The 14,781-nt window shown below is 61.5% G+C and carries 12 protein-coding genes; 5 read left to right on the plus strand and 7 right to left on the minus strand.

The window, feature by feature from the left end; genetic code table 11:
- Positions 1-188 precede the first annotated feature (188 nt).
- Positions 189-863, plus strand: a complete 675-nt coding sequence (locus tag BMX59_RS03825) for a heavy metal response regulator transcription factor (RefSeq protein WP_071490997.1) — start codon at positions 189-191, stop codon at positions 861-863.
- Entirely contained in the window at positions 860-2,305 is a 1,446-nt protein-coding gene (locus BMX59_RS03830; RefSeq protein WP_093120012.1) for a heavy metal sensor histidine kinase, read from the plus strand. The genes BMX59_RS03825 and BMX59_RS03830 overlap by 4 nt, the downstream gene beginning before the upstream one ends.
- Here the strand turns inward: BMX59_RS03830 and BMX59_RS03835 are convergent.
- From BMX59_RS03835 to BMX59_RS03845, 3 genes are read right to left on the minus strand one after another with little or no spacing between them, the layout of a single operon-like run.
- Complete coding sequence (locus BMX59_RS03835) at positions 2,220-5,357, minus strand: CusA/CzcA family heavy metal efflux RND transporter (protein WP_093120015.1); 3,138 nt, start codon at positions 5,355-5,357, stop codon at positions 2,220-2,222. The two genes, BMX59_RS03830 and BMX59_RS03835, sit on opposite strands and share 86 nt — an antisense overlap.
- An 18-nt stretch (positions 5,358-5,375) precedes the next feature.
- Positions 5,376-6,482: an efflux RND transporter periplasmic adaptor subunit gene (locus BMX59_RS03840; protein WP_092240524.1), complete on the minus strand. Its 1,107-nt coding sequence runs from the start codon at positions 6,480-6,482 to the stop codon at positions 5,376-5,378.
- Between the two features lie 18 nt (positions 6,483-6,500).
- A complete protein-coding gene (locus BMX59_RS03845) occupies positions 6,501-7,721 on the minus strand; it encodes a TolC family protein (RefSeq protein WP_093120018.1) in 1,221 nt (406 codons plus the stop codon).
- A 242-nt stretch (positions 7,722-7,963) separates the two neighbouring features.
- Here BMX59_RS03845 and BMX59_RS03850 point away from each other — a divergent pair, with 242 nt between their 5' ends.
- Entirely contained in the window at positions 7,964-9,334 is a 1,371-nt protein-coding gene (locus BMX59_RS03850; RefSeq protein ID WP_093120021.1) for a GntT/GntP/DsdX family permease, read from the plus strand.
- Positions 9,335-9,375: 41 nt separating this feature from the next.
- Here BMX59_RS03850 and BMX59_RS03855 read toward each other — a convergent pair whose 3' ends face one another.
- The 3 genes from BMX59_RS03855 to BMX59_RS03865 all read right to left on the minus strand — a co-directional run bounded on the left by BMX59_RS03855 (position 9,376) and on the right by BMX59_RS03865 (position 12,381).
- The gene (locus BMX59_RS03855; RefSeq protein ID WP_093120024.1) at positions 9,376-9,873 is read right to left on the minus strand and encodes a DUF4411 family protein; all 498 of its coding nucleotides are present in this window, start codon (positions 9,871-9,873) and stop codon (positions 9,376-9,378) included.
- Positions 9,870-11,006 carry an ImmA/IrrE family metallo-endopeptidase gene (locus tag BMX59_RS03860; protein ID WP_093120027.1) on the minus strand — a complete coding sequence of 379 codons (1,137 nt, stop codon included), beginning with the start codon at positions 11,004-11,006 and terminating at the stop codon, positions 9,870-9,872. The genes BMX59_RS03855 and BMX59_RS03860 overlap by 4 nt, the downstream gene beginning before the upstream one ends.
- 70 nt (positions 11,007-11,076) lie before the next feature.
- On the minus strand, positions 11,077-12,381 hold the full coding sequence (locus tag BMX59_RS03865; protein ID WP_093120030.1) for an MFS transporter: 1,305 nt from the start codon (positions 12,379-12,381) through the stop codon (positions 11,077-11,079).
- 185 nt (positions 12,382-12,566) lie between these two features.
- On the opposite strand from BMX59_RS03865, the gene BMX59_RS03870 reads away from it, so the two are divergent.
- Positions 12,567-13,985, plus strand: a complete 1,419-nt coding sequence (locus BMX59_RS03870) for a short-chain fatty acid transporter (protein ID WP_093120033.1) — start codon at positions 12,567-12,569, stop codon at positions 13,983-13,985.
- A 36-nt stretch (positions 13,986-14,021) separates the two neighbouring features.
- Here BMX59_RS03870 and BMX59_RS03875 read toward each other — a convergent pair whose 3' ends face one another.
- Positions 14,022-14,339 carry a HepT-like ribonuclease domain-containing protein gene (locus BMX59_RS03875; RefSeq protein WP_093120036.1) on the minus strand — a complete coding sequence of 106 codons (318 nt, stop codon included), beginning with the start codon at positions 14,337-14,339 and terminating at the stop codon, positions 14,022-14,024.
- Between the two features lie 118 nt (positions 14,340-14,457).
- On the opposite strand from BMX59_RS03875, the gene BMX59_RS03880 reads away from it, so the two are divergent.
- A complete protein-coding gene (locus BMX59_RS03880) occupies positions 14,458-14,778 on the plus strand; it encodes a hypothetical protein (RefSeq protein ID WP_092240512.1) in 321 nt (106 codons plus the stop codon).
- Positions 14,779-14,781: the final 3 nt, after the last annotated feature.

Raw genomic sequence — 14,781 nt, forward strand, 5'->3', positions numbered from 1 at the left:
TGGAACAGAGATGAATTTTTGCGCCCCGGTCGGGGCGTTTTTTTTGTGTGCAGGCTCAGTGACGAATCGTCGCACCTGTCTGACATGGCTTGACCCTAAAGCTACTTCACGGTCCAGAGTTTTCCTACAGCCTCCCCCGCCTCGCCATGAGGCCATGCCCTTTTCGTTTTCTTTAAAGGTAACTCCCCATGCGTATCCTTGTGGTTGAGGACGAGCAAAAAACCGCCGACTACCTGCAGCAAGGCCTGACCGAAAGCGGTTATGTCGTCGATTGCGCCGCCAGCGGCATCGATGGCCTGCACCTGGCCCGGCAGCACAGCTACGAATTGGTGATCCTTGATGTGAACCTGCCCAACACCGACGGTTGGGAAGTGCTGGAGCAACTGCGCCGCGACGGCAATCAGCGCGTGATGATGCTGACCGCACGCGGTCGGCTGGCCGACAAGATCAAGGGCCTGGACATGGGCGCCGATGATTACCTGGTCAAACCCTTTGAGTTTCCCGAACTGCTCGCTCGCGTGCGTACGTTGCTACGGCGCAGCGAGCACATCCCGGTGCCGGACGTGCTGCGCGTCTCGGACCTGGAACTGGACCCGCGCCGGCATCGCGCCTACCGCGGCAACCGCCGGATCGACCTGACCACCAAGGAGTTCGCCCTGCTGCATGTGCTGATGCGCCAGTCCGGCGAGGTGATGACCCGCACGCAGATCATCTCGCTGGTGTGGGACATGAACTTTGACTGCGACACCAATGTGGTGGAGGTCTCCATCAGCCGCCTGCGCGCCAAGGTCGATGACCAGAGCGAGGTGAAGTTGATCCACACCATTCGCGGCGTGGGGTATGTGCTGGAGGCGCGGCCATGAAGACCAGCAGCCTGTCGATGCGCCTGGGGTTGACCGTCAGCCTGATGGGCGCCGGGCTGGTTGTGCTGCTGGCAACCCTGGCGTACCTGGCCCTGACCCACGAATTGGACAAGCTCGCGCGCAAGGGCCTGGAAAACAAAATGGAGCAACTGGCCCATACCCTCGGCCAAGGCCTCGATGAACACCGCATCACCAACCGCCCCCATTCACTGCTGGACCTGGTGATGGGCCACGACAATATCTACCTGACCATCATCGGCGCACGGCCCGATGCACCGGTACTCCTCAGCGTCGGCGCCAGGCCCCAGCAACCGCTGTTGCTCGACGTGCCCACCGGCAAGAACCTGGCCTATTTGAACTGGGTCGATGGCCAGGGCAATCGTATTCTCAGTGCGACGCGCCTGATGCCCCTGCAAGGGGGCGAATACGTACGCGTGTTGTTGTCGCTGGACCGTTCCGATGATGAAGCGTTGCTCAGTGCCTACCTGCGCTCCACGGTAATCGCCCTGCCGATGCTGCTGATCCTGATCGGCATGGGCGCCTGGTGGCTGGTGCAACGCGGGCTTGCGCCCTTGCAGCAGTTCAGCCGGGTGGCGGCCAAGGTCAGCACCCAGGACCTGACCCATCGCCTGGCCCTGGACAACCTGCCCAAGGAACTCGGCGAATTGGCCCAGGGCATCAATTTCATGCTGCATCGCCTGGACGCCGGGGTGCAGCAGCTGTCGCAGTTCTCCGACGACCTGGCCCACGAACTGCGCGCCCCGCTGACCAACCTGATGGGCAAGGCCCAGGTGACCCTGTCCCGCGAGCGGCCCTCGGCGGAGTACAAGGCCGGCCTGGAATCCTGTACCGAGGAAATGGAGCGTCTGTCGCGCATCGTCTCCGACATGCTGTTCCTCGCCCAGGTCAGCCACCCGGCGGCACGGGCCGGGTTTGCCCCGGTGTCGCTGGCCGAGGAAGCGCAACGGGTGATGGCACTGTTCGCCCTCAGCGCCGAAGACAAGCAAGTGACCCTGAGCCTGCGCGGCGATGCCTGGGTAACGGGCGACCGCTTGATGATCCAGCGCGCCATTTCCAACCTGCTGTCCAATGCCATTCGCCACACCCCCTGCGACTCCAGCGTGTTGCTACTGGTGGAAAGCTACGACCGGAGCGTGGCGCTGTCGGTCGGCAACCCTGGGCGCGGTATCGAGGCCCATCACTTGCCCCACCTGTTCGAACGTTTCTACCGCGCCGACAGCAGCCGTACCCGCGCGGAAGGCGGCACCGGACTCGGCCTGGCGATTGTGCAGTCGATCATGCACCTGCATCAGGGGCACGCCGAGGTCAGCAGCCAGCCGGGCCGGTTCACACGGTTCAGCCTGGTGTTTCCTCTTCCTTGCGATGGGCCCACTGATACAGGGCCGGCAGCACCAGCAGGGTCAGCAATGTTGAGGAAATGATCCCGCCGATCACCACCGTCGCCAAGGGCCGCTGCACTTCGGCACCGGTGCCGGTGGCAAGCGCCATGGGGATAAACCCGAGGGACGCCACCAATGCTGTCATCAACACCGGACGCAGTCGGGTCAGCGCGCCTTCGTTGATCGCCATCGACAACGAGCGCCCTTCCTCACGCAGGTTGCGGATAAAGGCGATCATCACCAGGCCGTTCAGCACCGCCACGCCGGACAAGGCGATAAAGCCCACCCCCGCCGAGATCGACAGCGGAATATCCCGCAGCCACAGCGCCATGATCCCACCGGTCAAGGCGAACGGAATCCCGGTGAACACCAGCAGGCCGTCCTTCAGGTTGTTGAACATCATGAACAACAGGCCGAACACCAGCAGCAATGCCACCGGCACCACGATGCGCAGGCGCTCGGAGGCTTCCTTCAACTGTTCGAACTGGCCGCCCCAGGTGGTCCAGTAGCCCGCCGGTACTTTCACCTGGGCGATCAAGGCAGCCTCGGCCTCCTCGACAAACGAGCCGATATCCCGGCCCCGCACGTTGGCGCTGACGATCACCAGGCGCTTGCCATTCTCGCGGCTGATCTGGTTCGGGCCGAGCACCAGGTCCAGACTGGCGACCTGGGACAAGGCGATAAACCCCAACTGGCCAGCCGCATTACCCGGCACCGGAATCAACAGCCGAGACAGCCCGTCGATATCGGTGCGCAACGCGTCGGACAAACGCACGACCATGTCGAAACGCCGGTCACCTTCATACAACGTACCGGCCTGGCGCCCACCGACAGCGACGGCAATGGTGTCCTGCACATCGCCCACATTCAGGCCAAAGCGCGCAGCCTTGTCGCGGTCGATATTGATGGTCAGCACCGGCAGGCCGGACGTCTGCTCAACCTTCACTTCCGAGGCGCCATCAAGCGTCTGCAAGGTCTCGGCGATTTCCCCGGCGGTGGTGTTGAGCACGCCCATGTCATCGCCGAACACCTTCACCGCCACATCACTGCGCACCCCGGAAATCAGTTCGTTGAAGCGCAGTTGGATCGGCTGCGACAACTCGTATGCACTGCCTGGCACAATCGCACTGGCACGCTGGATATCAGCGATTAACGCTTTCCGGGACTTCTTCGGGTCGGGCCATTGGTCCTTCGGCTTGAGCATCACGTAGCTGTCGGAAATATTTGGCGGCATCGGGTCTGAGGCAATTTCCGCGGTGCCGGTACGTGCAAACACCCGCTGGATTTCCGGCACCTGGGCCATCAAGGTTTTTTCCAGTTGCTGCTGCATCTGCACCGATTGCGTCAGGCTGGTGCCGGGCACGCGCAAGGCCTGCTGGGCGAAGTCGCCCTCACTGAGGCTGGGGATAAACTCGCTGCCCATGCGGCTGGCAACAACGCCAGAGGCGACGATGGTCAACACGGCCAAGCCGAACACCAGCGGTCGGCGCGCCATCACCCAGTCCAGCACCGGTGCGTAGACCCGGCGCGCGGTGCGCATCACACTATTTTCTTCTTCCTTGACCTTGCCGGTGACGAACAGCGCAATCGCCGCCGGCACGAAGGTCACCGACAGGATCATCGCGCCCAACAGGGCGATCACCACGGTAAACGCCATCGGGTGGAACATCTTCCCGGCCACCCCGGTGAGGGCGAAGATCGGCAGGTACACCACCATGATGATCAGTTGCCCGAAGATCAGCGCCCGCCGCGCTTCCTTCGCCGCCGCGAACACCTCATGCAGGCGTTCGCTGCGGGTCAGCAGGCGACCATGACGCTGTTGCGCGTGGGCCAGGCGGCGGATGGCGTTCTCGACGATCACCACTGCGCCATCGACGATAATGCCGAAGTCCAGCGCGCCGAGGCTCATCAAGTTGGCACTGACCTTGTTGGTGAACATTCCGGTAAAAGTGAACAGCATCGCCAGGGGAATCACCATGGCAGTGATCAGCGCAGCGCGGATATTGCCGAGGAACAGGAACAGCACCGCGACCACCAGCAACGCACCTTCGAAGAGGTTTTTCTTCACGGTGGCGATGGCTTTTTCGACCAGGTGGGTGCGGTCGTAGACCGTGACCGCCACCACGCCTTCGGGCAGCGAGCGGTTGATCTCTTCGAGTTTTTCCGCCACAGCCTGGGACACGCTGCGGCTGTTTTCACCGATCAACATGAACACCGTGCCGAGCACGACTTCACGGCCGTTTTCGGTGGCGGCGCCGGTGCGCAGTTCGCGGCCGATCTCGACCTGGGCCACATTGCGCACGCGAATCGGTGTGCCGTCCGAGCTGGTGATAACGATATTGGCGATGTCGTCGATGGACGCCAACTGGCCCGGTGCCCGGATCAACAGTTGCTCGCCACTGCGCTCGATATAGCCAGCGCCGACGTTGGCATTGTTGCGCTCCAGCGCCGTGACCAGGTCATTCAGGGTCAGGTTGTAGGCCGCCAGGCGCTTGGGGTCGGGGGCAATCTGGTACTCCTTGGCGAAGCCACCAATGGTGTTGATCTCGGCCACGCCCGGCACGTTGCGCAGTTGTGGCTTGATGATCCAGTCCTGGATAACCCGCAGGTCGGTGGGCGTGTAAGGCGTGCCATCGTCTTTGCGTGCGCCGTCCTCGGCCTCGACGGTCCACAGGAAAATTTCCCCGAGGCCGGTGGAAATCGGCCCCATGGCCGTTTCGATGCCGCTGGGCAATTGTTCGCGGGCCACTTGCAGGCGCTCGTTGACCAGTTGCCGGGCGAAGAACAGGTCGGTGCCGTCCTTGAAGATCACCGTTACCTGAGACAACCCGGAGCGCGACAACGAACGGGTCTGCTGCAATCCGGGCAAACCGGCCATGGCGGTTTCGATGGGGAAGGTGATGCGCTGTTCGGTTTCCAGCGGTGAATACCCGGCCGCCGCCGAGTTGATCTGCACCTGTACGTTGGTGATGTCAGGTACCGCGTCGATGGGCAATTTCTGATAGCTGGCGATGCCGACACCGGCCATCAACAGCACCGCCAGCAGCACGATGATGCGCTGCTCGATGGCAAATTGGATAAGGCGCTCAAACATGGGGAATCACTCGCAGGATCAATGGGCGTGCTCGGCCGAGCCTTTGCCCAGTTCGGACTTGAGGATGAAGCTGCCGACCGTGGCCACCTGCGCCCCGGCATCGAGGCCCTGGCGCACTTCGACGTAGCCGTTTTCGCTCGCACCAAGCTCCAGGTGACGGGTGATGAAGCCCTCCGGGGTACGTACGAATACCGAGGGTTTGTCCTCGACGGTCTGGATCGCGGCCTGCGGGACGGTGACCTTCGCCTGGTAAGAATCCGTCGCCAGTTGCACGCTGACAAACAGCCCAGGGCGCCAGGCGTCATCGGGGTTGGGCACACTGATGCGCACGGTGGCCGTGCGCGTCTGCTCACCGAGCAGGTTGCCGACGTACGCCACAGTGCCCTGCACTTGGGTGCCCATTTCGGTGGAGCTGACGGTGACCGGTTTGCCCACCCTGACCTTGTTCAAGTCCTTGGGAAACACACCGAAGGTCACCCACACCTGGGACAAGTCCGAGAGGGTGAAAGCGTTGCTGGTTTCGCTGACGACTTCACCGACACCCAGGTGTTTTTCCACCACCACACCGGCGAACGGGGCGCGCAACTCGTAGCGATTGCCGCCAACCAGCACAGCGCTACCGCTTAATGCGGTCATCTTTTGACGAGCGTTGTTCAGGGCAATCTCAGCTTCCTGCAGGGCCTGGCGCGCCAGCAGGTAATCCTGTTCGGCGGAGATCCTGTCCTGCCACAACTGGCGTTCACGCTGAAAGGTGGTACGCGCCAATTCAACCCGGCGCTCGCTGGCGGCCAGCTCACTGCGCTGGTCGGAGATCTGCTGGCTGGCAATCACCGCCAACAGCTCACCCTTCTTCACCGATTGGCCGAGGTTGGCCTTGACCGACTCCACCACACCCGCCACACGCGGGATGATATGGGAGGTGCGATCTTCGTCGAAACGCACCTCGCCCGGCAGTACCAGCATCGTGCTAAGGGTGCGGGGCTCGGCCTGGGCCAGTTGAATGCCAGCGGCCTGGATCTGCTGCTCGGTGAGTTCGAGTGTGCCTTCTTCTTCATCGGCCCAGGCAACGCCGGACAGCATCAGGCCCAGGGCAATGGCAAGTGCCACACCGTGTCGGTTGTTCATAAAGGACTCCAAAGACAATCAAAACCGGGCGAGGTCGCCGTAGATCCGTTCGATACGCACCCAGGCGTCAGTGGCCTGGGCGGTGGCGGTGAGGTACTGGGTGCGCGCAGCGATCAGGGTGCGCTGGGCGTCGAGCACGTCGAGGTAGCTGAACTTGCCCATCTCGAAACCACGGGTGGCGCTGTCCACTGCACTTTGCGCGGCGGGCAGGATCTGCTGGTTGAACGCGCGCACTTCGGTATTAGCGGTTTGCCACAGGTCCAGCGCCTGGCGGGTTTCAGTGCGCAGGCGCAGTTCGGTGGCGTTGCGCAGGTCACGGGCCTGGTCGGCGCGGCGGGTGGCGGCGAGCACGTTGCCCTGATTGCGGTTGAACAGCGGGATCGGCATCGACACGCCCACCAGGTTCACGCGCTCGCGCACGCTGGCGTCGTACTGGCTGCCGATGGACACATCGAGGTCGGGAATGCGTTGGGCTTTTTCCAGGCCGACGCTGGCTTCGTTTTGCAGAATGTTCAGCTCGGCCAGGCGCAGTTCAGTGGTCTGCTCAAGGCGCGTCAACAACTGTGCAAGCGGCGGCAGGGGCGGTGTGGATTGGGACGGTGTAGCGACCGCCTGGAAATCCGCGCCGGCACTGCCGGTGCTGGCGGCCAGGCGGCGATAGGCGTCGGTGAGGCCGACCTGTGCGCGGTTCAATTCCAGGCGCATTTCCGATAGTTGCACCTGCGCACGGGTTGCCTCTACCGGCGACGCTTTGCCCGCCGTGACGCGACCATTGGCAACGCCCAGGCCGCGCTCGGCCACGGCCATGGAACGCTGCGCCAGGTCGAGGCGTTCCTGGGCACGCAGCGCGCCGTAGTAGTTGTCGATGACGTCGGCGCGCAGTGTGTTGCGGCGCTGTTCCAAGGTCAGGGCGGCGGCGTCCTGGGCACGGCTGGCCACGTCAATGCGTGCACCACGCTTGCCGCCCAACTCCAGGGCCTGGCTGAGCTTGATGGAGGTGGTGCGAGAGTTGCGACGGGTGTCTTCGGCGTCCCAGGAGAGCACCGGGTTGGGGATCAACCCGGCCTGCTGGCGGCCGCCCTGGGCGATGTCGACTTCCCATTGTGCAGCCGCCAGGTCAGGGTTATTGGCGAAGGCGGTCTGCAAGGCTGAATCGAGTGTGAGGGTCTGTGCCTGGGCCGCGCCGGCAACCAGCCACAACACACCCGCCCCCATGAGTTTTCTAACGGAAATTGCCATAACGAGAGTTCCACGCCCATGAAGTACAAGCGCAGGCAATGTAGCGGCCGCGACTTATCAGGGCGGTGGAGCAAAGATTACAAATCCGACAGCAATGGCTCTGCGGCGGGCATTTCGACCGCCCGCAGCTGATCGCACCAAAACGGTACATAAGCACTTGGCCAGCGCGGTATCGGGTATGCTTTTCGGGCAGGAAACAAAAAGAAACAATTTCCCCAACCTGTTCGATAAGGAGTCCCGCCTTGGAGTTATCGACTGCCGCGTGGATGGTTCACGACACTCGCCTTATGTTTTGTGTACTGCTGGCCATCGCCAGCATCATCGTGCTGATCAGCGCGACCAAGTTGCCGCCATTCCTGTCGATCCTGATCGGCACCTTTATCGCCGGTGTCGGCGCCGGCCTGCCGCCGGAAGAAGTGGCCAAGGCCTTCAGCAAAGGCGCCGGGGCGATCCTCGGTGAAGCCGGGATCATCATTGCGCTGGGCTCGATGCTCGGCGCATTGATGGCCGAATCCGGCGCGGCCGACCGCATTGCCACCACCTTGCTCGGGCTGGGCAAGGGCAAGTCATTGCCGTGGGTAATGGCGCTGGTGGCGATGGTGATCGGCCTGCCGTTGTTCTTCGAAGTGGGCCTGGTGATGATGGTGCCGATCATCTTTGTGATGGCCAAGCGTTCGAACCAGCCACTGCTGAAAATCGCCATCCCGGCACTGGCCGGCATGACCACCCTGCACGCTCTGATGCCACCGCACCCAGGCCCGCTGATTGCGGTAAGCGCCTTGCACGCCGACCTCGGCCTGACCATGTTGCTGGGTTTCTGCCTGGCGGTGCCGGCGGTGATCCTGGCTGGTCCGATCTATGGCAACTGGCTGTCCAAGCGCCTGCAGGTGGATGAACCGGCGGACATCGGTGCACTGTTCAGCGCCCCGCCCAAGGCGCCGCGCCAGCCGAGCTTTACCGTGTCGTTGCTGATCATTCTGTTACCGGTGATCCTGATGCTGGGCAGCACGCTGGCCAAGGTCGCGCTACCGGCCGACAGCAGCGTCGGCCTGACCTTGAAGTTCCTCGGTGAACCGCTGATCGCCCTCGGCCTGGCCGTGATCGCCGCCGTGATCTGCCTGGGCTGGGCCGCAGGCATGCCAAGAGCCGACGTGGGCAACACCCTGCGCAAAGCCCTCGCCCCCATCGCCGTATTGCTGCTCACCATCGGCGCCGGCGGCGGCCTCAAGCAAACCCTGCTGGATGCCGGCGTGAGCCAGACCATCAGCAAGGTCGCCGAAGGTGCGCACATGCCGTACCTGCTGCTGGCATGGCTGATCGCGGTTGCGTTGCGCCAGGCAACGGGTTCGGCGACAGTCGCCACCACCACGACGGCGGGCATTCTCGCGCCGATGATGGCCGGGTTGGCGGTGACGCAAAGCTCGTTGGTCGCGCTGGCTATCGGCGCCGGCTCGGTGTTCTTCTGCCACGTCAACGACGCCGGGTTCTGGATGGTGCGTGAGTACTTCGGCTTGCAACTGAAGCAAACGATCTGGGTGTGGTCGGTGTTGCAGACGATTGTTTCAGTCGTCGGTCTGGTGGGGACGCTGGTGCTTTGGCATTTCCTGACCTAAAAACGCCGTACTGAGGGGAAGAGCTCTTCCCCTCAATGGTTTTACTGATGCAAAACAAAACGAGCATCGAGCTTGCCAAGCAACTCAAATGTATTCATGTAAGGCACACCGAACAGTGAGCACACATTGGGAATCGTGAACTTGCGTTTGATGTCCGGGTTATAGACCTCATGCGTGACAACCACTGCGCCCGTCGACATGGCCTTGGCAATCAACCAGGGATCGGCGCCCTCAAGGAACTCCTCGAACGCTCCCGCCTTCATCGCAGGCACCTGCTCCGCAATTTTTGCGACTATCTGTCCAAATGCAGTCTGAGTCGCCCCATCGCTGGCGTCTTCGAACAAGTGCGTATTGCCTTTAACCCATTGGGTCAAATCATCATTGCCCCGGGCGAGTTCGTCCCTGACGGGCACGATACTGGCTATCTCCAAAGCCTGGTGCTGCTGAAGAATCCATGCCCAGTAACCTGGGCAAACCGTTATTGCGTAATAGCGGTTCTTGGCCTCGATCAGCGTGTTCGAATCCAATAGATGCTTCATGCCGATAGTTTCATCCCATAAGTCTTCAACTTGGCAGGCTGCATACCCAGCAGTTTCCCCGCTTCTCGCAGCAGAATCCGCCCGCTCTGCGCTTCTGCCAGAACAGCCTTGCTCAAACGGGTGCTGTTTCTGATTGCCGCGGTGCGGTAGTAGTCCCCTCCACTGCCGTCCTTATCTCGATACGCCTGCAAGATACGACGGTAATAGGCGCCATATTCATCACTGCTGATGTAGCCAAGATCACGGGCACGACGGGCAATCACCAAAGTGCTGACGCGAAAGCGTCCGGCCAAGGGAGCCAGGTTTCCTTCCCAGTGAATATTCGAATCCCAGTGCCCCCGAAAAACCAGCTCCGGCGCCAAGAACTCTCCCGCGACAGCATTGCAAAAAGCTTCTTCCTGGCGGGCACTGTGACTGTTGCCATCGGAGACACCCGTGCTGCCAATCCAGATATGCGCCAGCTCATGCATCAATGTAAAAAGCCGCGCCGTGGGTGCGTCCGCACTGTTGATGAACACCACGGGAGCCATCGCGTTGCTGATCGCAAATCCTCGAAACTCACTCACATCAAGTTTTCGGTGGGTGTTTCCCATGGCAACACCGCTGCGCATGACGAGAATGCCAGCGTCCTCGGCGCCACTTACCAAGGCCCTGAAATAGTCCTCATAGCTCATACGGGCAAAGTCATCCGTCACACCGAGGACGCGACGAATATCTGCAACCACGTCCTTGATGGGCGAACGATTGCTGAAACTTCCCACGAAAGGCAGCGGAGAACGCTCGTGGTCCTGCAAGTACTCCAAATACCAGTCTTGTTTACGGAGCACGTCTATCACGGTGTCTATTAGATTCAAGCTGGGTTTGTCAGGAAAAACACCCTCCCCAGTACGCAGATCGGGGATAGAAAGATGATCCTGCGGCGGAACCTTGAGGAAAAGAAAACCAAAAGGGATATGTGCAATAACGGCCCATTTTTGCGCTTGGTTAAACGTAGGAAGGCTCTGACCTACTTCCCACTCCCTGACACGCCCCAGATGCACCGTGAGACTTTTGGCAACCTTTGCCTCAGACAAACCCGCCCGCTGGCGAGACCAGGAAAGGATGGCGGGATTGATAAAAGCCGTCTGGTTCATAAGGTTCTGAATGCTGCTCAGGGGTGGCCAGGACTATAGAAACGGCGGCAAATCCGGTCAATTGATGGCCCTACGTGGCATTTGTAACAGCATCCACGGCATGCTGTTTTCCAAACAACGCCACACTCCCCACCCCCACCGCCCCCATCACCACGCAATACCCCACGCAGATCCACGGGCTGGTCGGCATCAACGCAATCAGCAGCAGCGGCGTGGTACTCGCCCACAGCGCGTAGGCGATGTTGTAGGTAAAGGAAATCCCCGACACCCGCACCTGCGCCGGAAACAGGCCGACCATCACCGACGGCACCGCGCCGACTACGCCGCAACTGAGGCCCGCCACGACATATGCCGCGCCCAGCCAGATCCCGCCGTTGATCAGGCTGGCGTACAGCACCGCAATCCCCACCGGCAGCATCAGGCTGTAGACCAGCACCGCGAGCCAGGCGCCGATGCGGTCCACCAGCAGGCCGGCCAGGACGCAGCCGATGTTCAGGAACACGATGCCCAACGCGCTCAAGGCGAAGGTATGGCTGGGGCTCATGCCGAAGGTTTTCTGCATCATGGTCGGGGTGATGACCACCAGCACCACCACAGCGGAGGTGAGCACACAGGTGAGGATCATCGCGGGCAGCAACACCGCGCGATGGTCACGCAGCACGGTACGCAGCGGGAGTTCGGCGGCAGCCTGGCGGCGGGCCTGCATTTCGAGGAACACCGGGGTTTCGCTGAGCCAGCGGCGCAGCCACACGCCGATCACGCCGAACACACCGCCGAGCAGGAATGGGAAGCGCCAGGCGTAGTCGAGGATTTCTGCGGGGGTGAAGACCTGCGCCAACAGCGTGGCGGTGAGGGCGCCGAGCAGGTAGCCGAAGGTCAGGCCGGCTTGCAGGAAGCCCAGGGCATAGCCGCGATGGTGGGGCGGCGCGTGTTCGGCGACGAAGGTCCAGGCGCTGGGCACTTCACCGCCGACCGCCGCACCTTGCAGCACGCGCAGCACCAGCAGGATCAGCGGGGCGAAGTAACCGATTTGCGCGTAGGTCGGCATGATCCCGATCAGCAGGCAGGGCAAGGCCATCATCAGGATGCTCAGGCTGAACACGCGCTTGCGTCCCAGGTGATCGGCGAAGTGCGCCATCAGGACGCCGCCCAGCGGGCGCGCCAGGTAGCCGGTGACAAAGATGCCGAAGCTTTGCAGCAGGCGCAGCCACTCAGGCATTTCCGGCGGGAAGAACAGCTGGCTCAAGGTCAGCGCGAAAAACACGAAGATGATGAAATCGTAGATTTCCAGGGCACCGCCGAGGGCGGCCAGGCCCAGGGTTTTGTAGTCGGAGCGGGAAAAGCGCTGCGCCTGCGTAGGAAAGGTGGCAGTCATGTAGAGGCTCGGCAGACAAACAAAATGGCGTGCAGGTTATGAGCTGAGCCCAATGATGGCAATCGCGGCAGATATATTTGTTTTCCTCAAGGATCGATGAAGATAACTGCATTCCCATATCAATGGCCGTAGCGGAACATGCCGGAAAATTGCCTGCACCCTAATAACTATAAGAGGAAAGACTCGTGGCCGATGCTATCGAAGAAAGCCGCTATGCCCGATTTGCCCTGCGTTGTTCCAATTTCGCCGAGCGCTGGTTTCCAGACTCCTGGGTATTCGCCGCCCTTGCGGTGATCATCGTTGCCGTGGCGACCCTGGGTATGGGCGCCGCACCGACCGAGGCCGCCAAGGCCTTTGGTGATGGGTTCTGGAGCCTGATCCCGTTCACCATGCAGATGGCCTTCGTGGTGATCGGCGGTTATGTCGTCGCCAGCTCGCCGCCCGCCGTGAAACTGATCGACCGCCTGGCGCGTATCCCAAAGAATGGCCGCTCGGCCGTGGCCTGGGTGGCGCTGATCTCGATGGTCGCCTCGTTGCTGAACTGGGGCTTGTCCCTGGTGTTTGGCGGTTTGCTGGTGCGGGCGCTGGCGCGTCGCACGGATCTGCGCATGGATTACCGTGCTGCCGGTGCGGCGGCGTATCTGGGGCTCGGCGCCGTGTGGGCGTTGGGGTTGTCGTCATCGGCGGCACAGTTGCAGGCCAACCCGGCCAGCCTGCCGCCGTCGATTCTGTCGATCACGGGAGTAATCCCGTTCACCGACACCATCTTCCTGTGGCAATCCGGCGTGCTGTTGCTGGCATTGATCGTGGTGTCGCTGATCATCGCCTACGCCACCGCACCCGGCCCGAACAGCGCCCGCGATGCCAAGGCCTGTGGGGTCGACCCGGCGTTCAACCTGCCCAAACTGCAAGCCCCCGCCCGCCCGGGTGAGTGGCTCGAGCACAGCCCCTTGCTGACCATTCTGCTGGCATTGCTGGCGGCCGGCTGGCTGTTCCATGAGTTCTCGACCAAACCGGCGATCAGTGCCATTTCAGGGCTGAACACCTATAACTTCCTGTTCATCATGACCGGCGCCCTGCTGCACTGGCGCCCGCGCAGCTTCCTCGATGCGGTGGCGCGTGCGGTGCCGACCACCACCGGCGTGCTGATCCAGTTTCCGCTGTACGGCTCGATCGCCGCGCTGATGACCGTGGTCAAGGGTGGCGACGGCCAGACCCTGGCGCACCATATCTCCACCTTCTTCACCTCCATCGCCTCCCATGACACCTACGCGCTGCTGATGGGCGTGTATTCGGCGGTGCTGGGCTTCTTTATCCCGTCGGGCGGCGGCAAGTGGATCATCGAAGCGCCATACGTGATGCAAGTGGCCAATGACCTGCAATACCACCTGGGTTGGGCGGTGCAGATCTACAACGCCGCCGAGGCGCTGCCAAACCTGATCAACCCGTTCTATATGCTGCCGCTGCTGGGGGTGTTGGGGCTCAAAGCGCGGGACCTGATTGGCTTTTCGTTCGTGCAGTTGCTGGTGCACACGCCGCTGGTGTTGTTCCTGCTGTGGGCGCTGGGGACGACGTTGAAGTATTTGCCGCCGATAATGCCCTAACCAATGGATGAAGCATCTGTTGCTGCAACAGGTGCTTCATTCAGGCGCAACAGGAAAACATTCCAATAGATCAGGCAGGGCGCTCTGGATCGTGTCCCAAACCACATCAAGGTTGATATCGAAATAACCGTGGGCAATTCGGTTACGCATTCCGCGCATGCTACGCCATGGGACTTGCGGGTGACTTGACGCAAAATCCGGATACTGGTCCATGATTTTCGTCGAAGCTTCACCAATGATGATCAGGCTCATGATCACCGCTTGCTGAGTACGCTTGTCTTCCAGAAAAACCTCTTTACCCAAGCCATCAACAAAGGTGATCGCATCAGTGGCAGCTCTGCGGATGTGGCACATGTCTGATCGAACGCGTGGGCTTATCTCACGCGGATGAATGGCAATCTCTGGCTTCACCCACCAATACCTTTGATTAACCTGACTCGGACTCCTACTCACCTAGCAACAAGGAACTCCGATGACGCCCCTATCCAAATCACTGGAAGAGTTGATCACTGATATTTACCAGGACGGCAACGTTTCAGTCGCTGAATACAGGACCTTGCGCGACGACGCAGATCGCCGCATGGACGCGGTGATCAAGGAGTTCGGCCTGCACAACAACGTGACCGCCTTCCAGAAATCGATCGACGTGGCCATGCAGTTGTTGCAGACCACTGTTGTCGATGCAAAGAAGGCCAGGCTGACCGACACAGGCGAGGCCATCGTCAAGGACGCGGTGACGGCGCAGGTGGAGTACTTGCGCGCCGGCAGCGAGTTGGCGCTGCGCCTGCTGTGATCC

Origin of the sequence: Pseudomonas sp. NFR09 (genome assembly GCF_900111535.1) — a bacterium.
Lineage (GTDB): Bacteria > Pseudomonadota > Gammaproteobacteria > Pseudomonadales > Pseudomonadaceae > Aquipseudomonas > Aquipseudomonas extremorientalis.

Bases quoted from the DNA above. Each gene is read 5' to 3' on its own strand.
- BMX59_RS03865 (WP_093120030.1), bottom strand. From the start codon at position 12,381: ATGACTGCCACCTTTCCTACGCAGGCGCAGCGCTTTTCCCGCTCCGAC.
- BMX59_RS03860 (WP_093120027.1), bottom strand. From the start codon at position 11,006: ATGAACCAGACGGCTTTTATCAATCCCGCCATCCTTTCCTGGTCTCGC.
- BMX59_RS03825 (WP_071490997.1), top strand. From the start codon at position 189: ATGCGTATCCTTGTGGTTGAGGACGAGCAAAAAACCGCCGACTACCTG.
- BMX59_RS03835 (WP_093120015.1), bottom strand. From the start codon at position 5,357: ATGTTTGAGCGCCTTATCCAATTTGCCATCGAGCAGCGCATCATCGTG.
- BMX59_RS03880 (WP_092240512.1), top strand. From the start codon at position 14,458: ATGACGCCCCTATCCAAATCACTGGAAGAGTTGATCACTGATATTTAC.
- BMX59_RS03845 (WP_093120018.1), bottom strand. From the start codon at position 7,721: ATGGCAATTTCCGTTAGAAAACTCATGGGGGCGGGTGTGTTGTGGCTG.
- BMX59_RS03855 (WP_093120024.1), bottom strand. From the start codon at position 9,873: ATGAAGCATCTATTGGATTCGAACACGCTGATCGAGGCCAAGAACCGC.
- BMX59_RS03830 (WP_093120012.1), top strand. From the start codon at position 860: ATGAAGACCAGCAGCCTGTCGATGCGCCTGGGGTTGACCGTCAGCCTG.
- BMX59_RS03840 (WP_092240524.1), bottom strand. From the start codon at position 6,482: ATGAACAACCGACACGGTGTGGCACTTGCCATTGCCCTGGGCCTGATG.
- BMX59_RS03875 (WP_093120036.1), bottom strand. From the start codon at position 14,339: ATGTGCCACATCCGCAGAGCTGCCACTGATGCGATCACCTTTGTTGAT.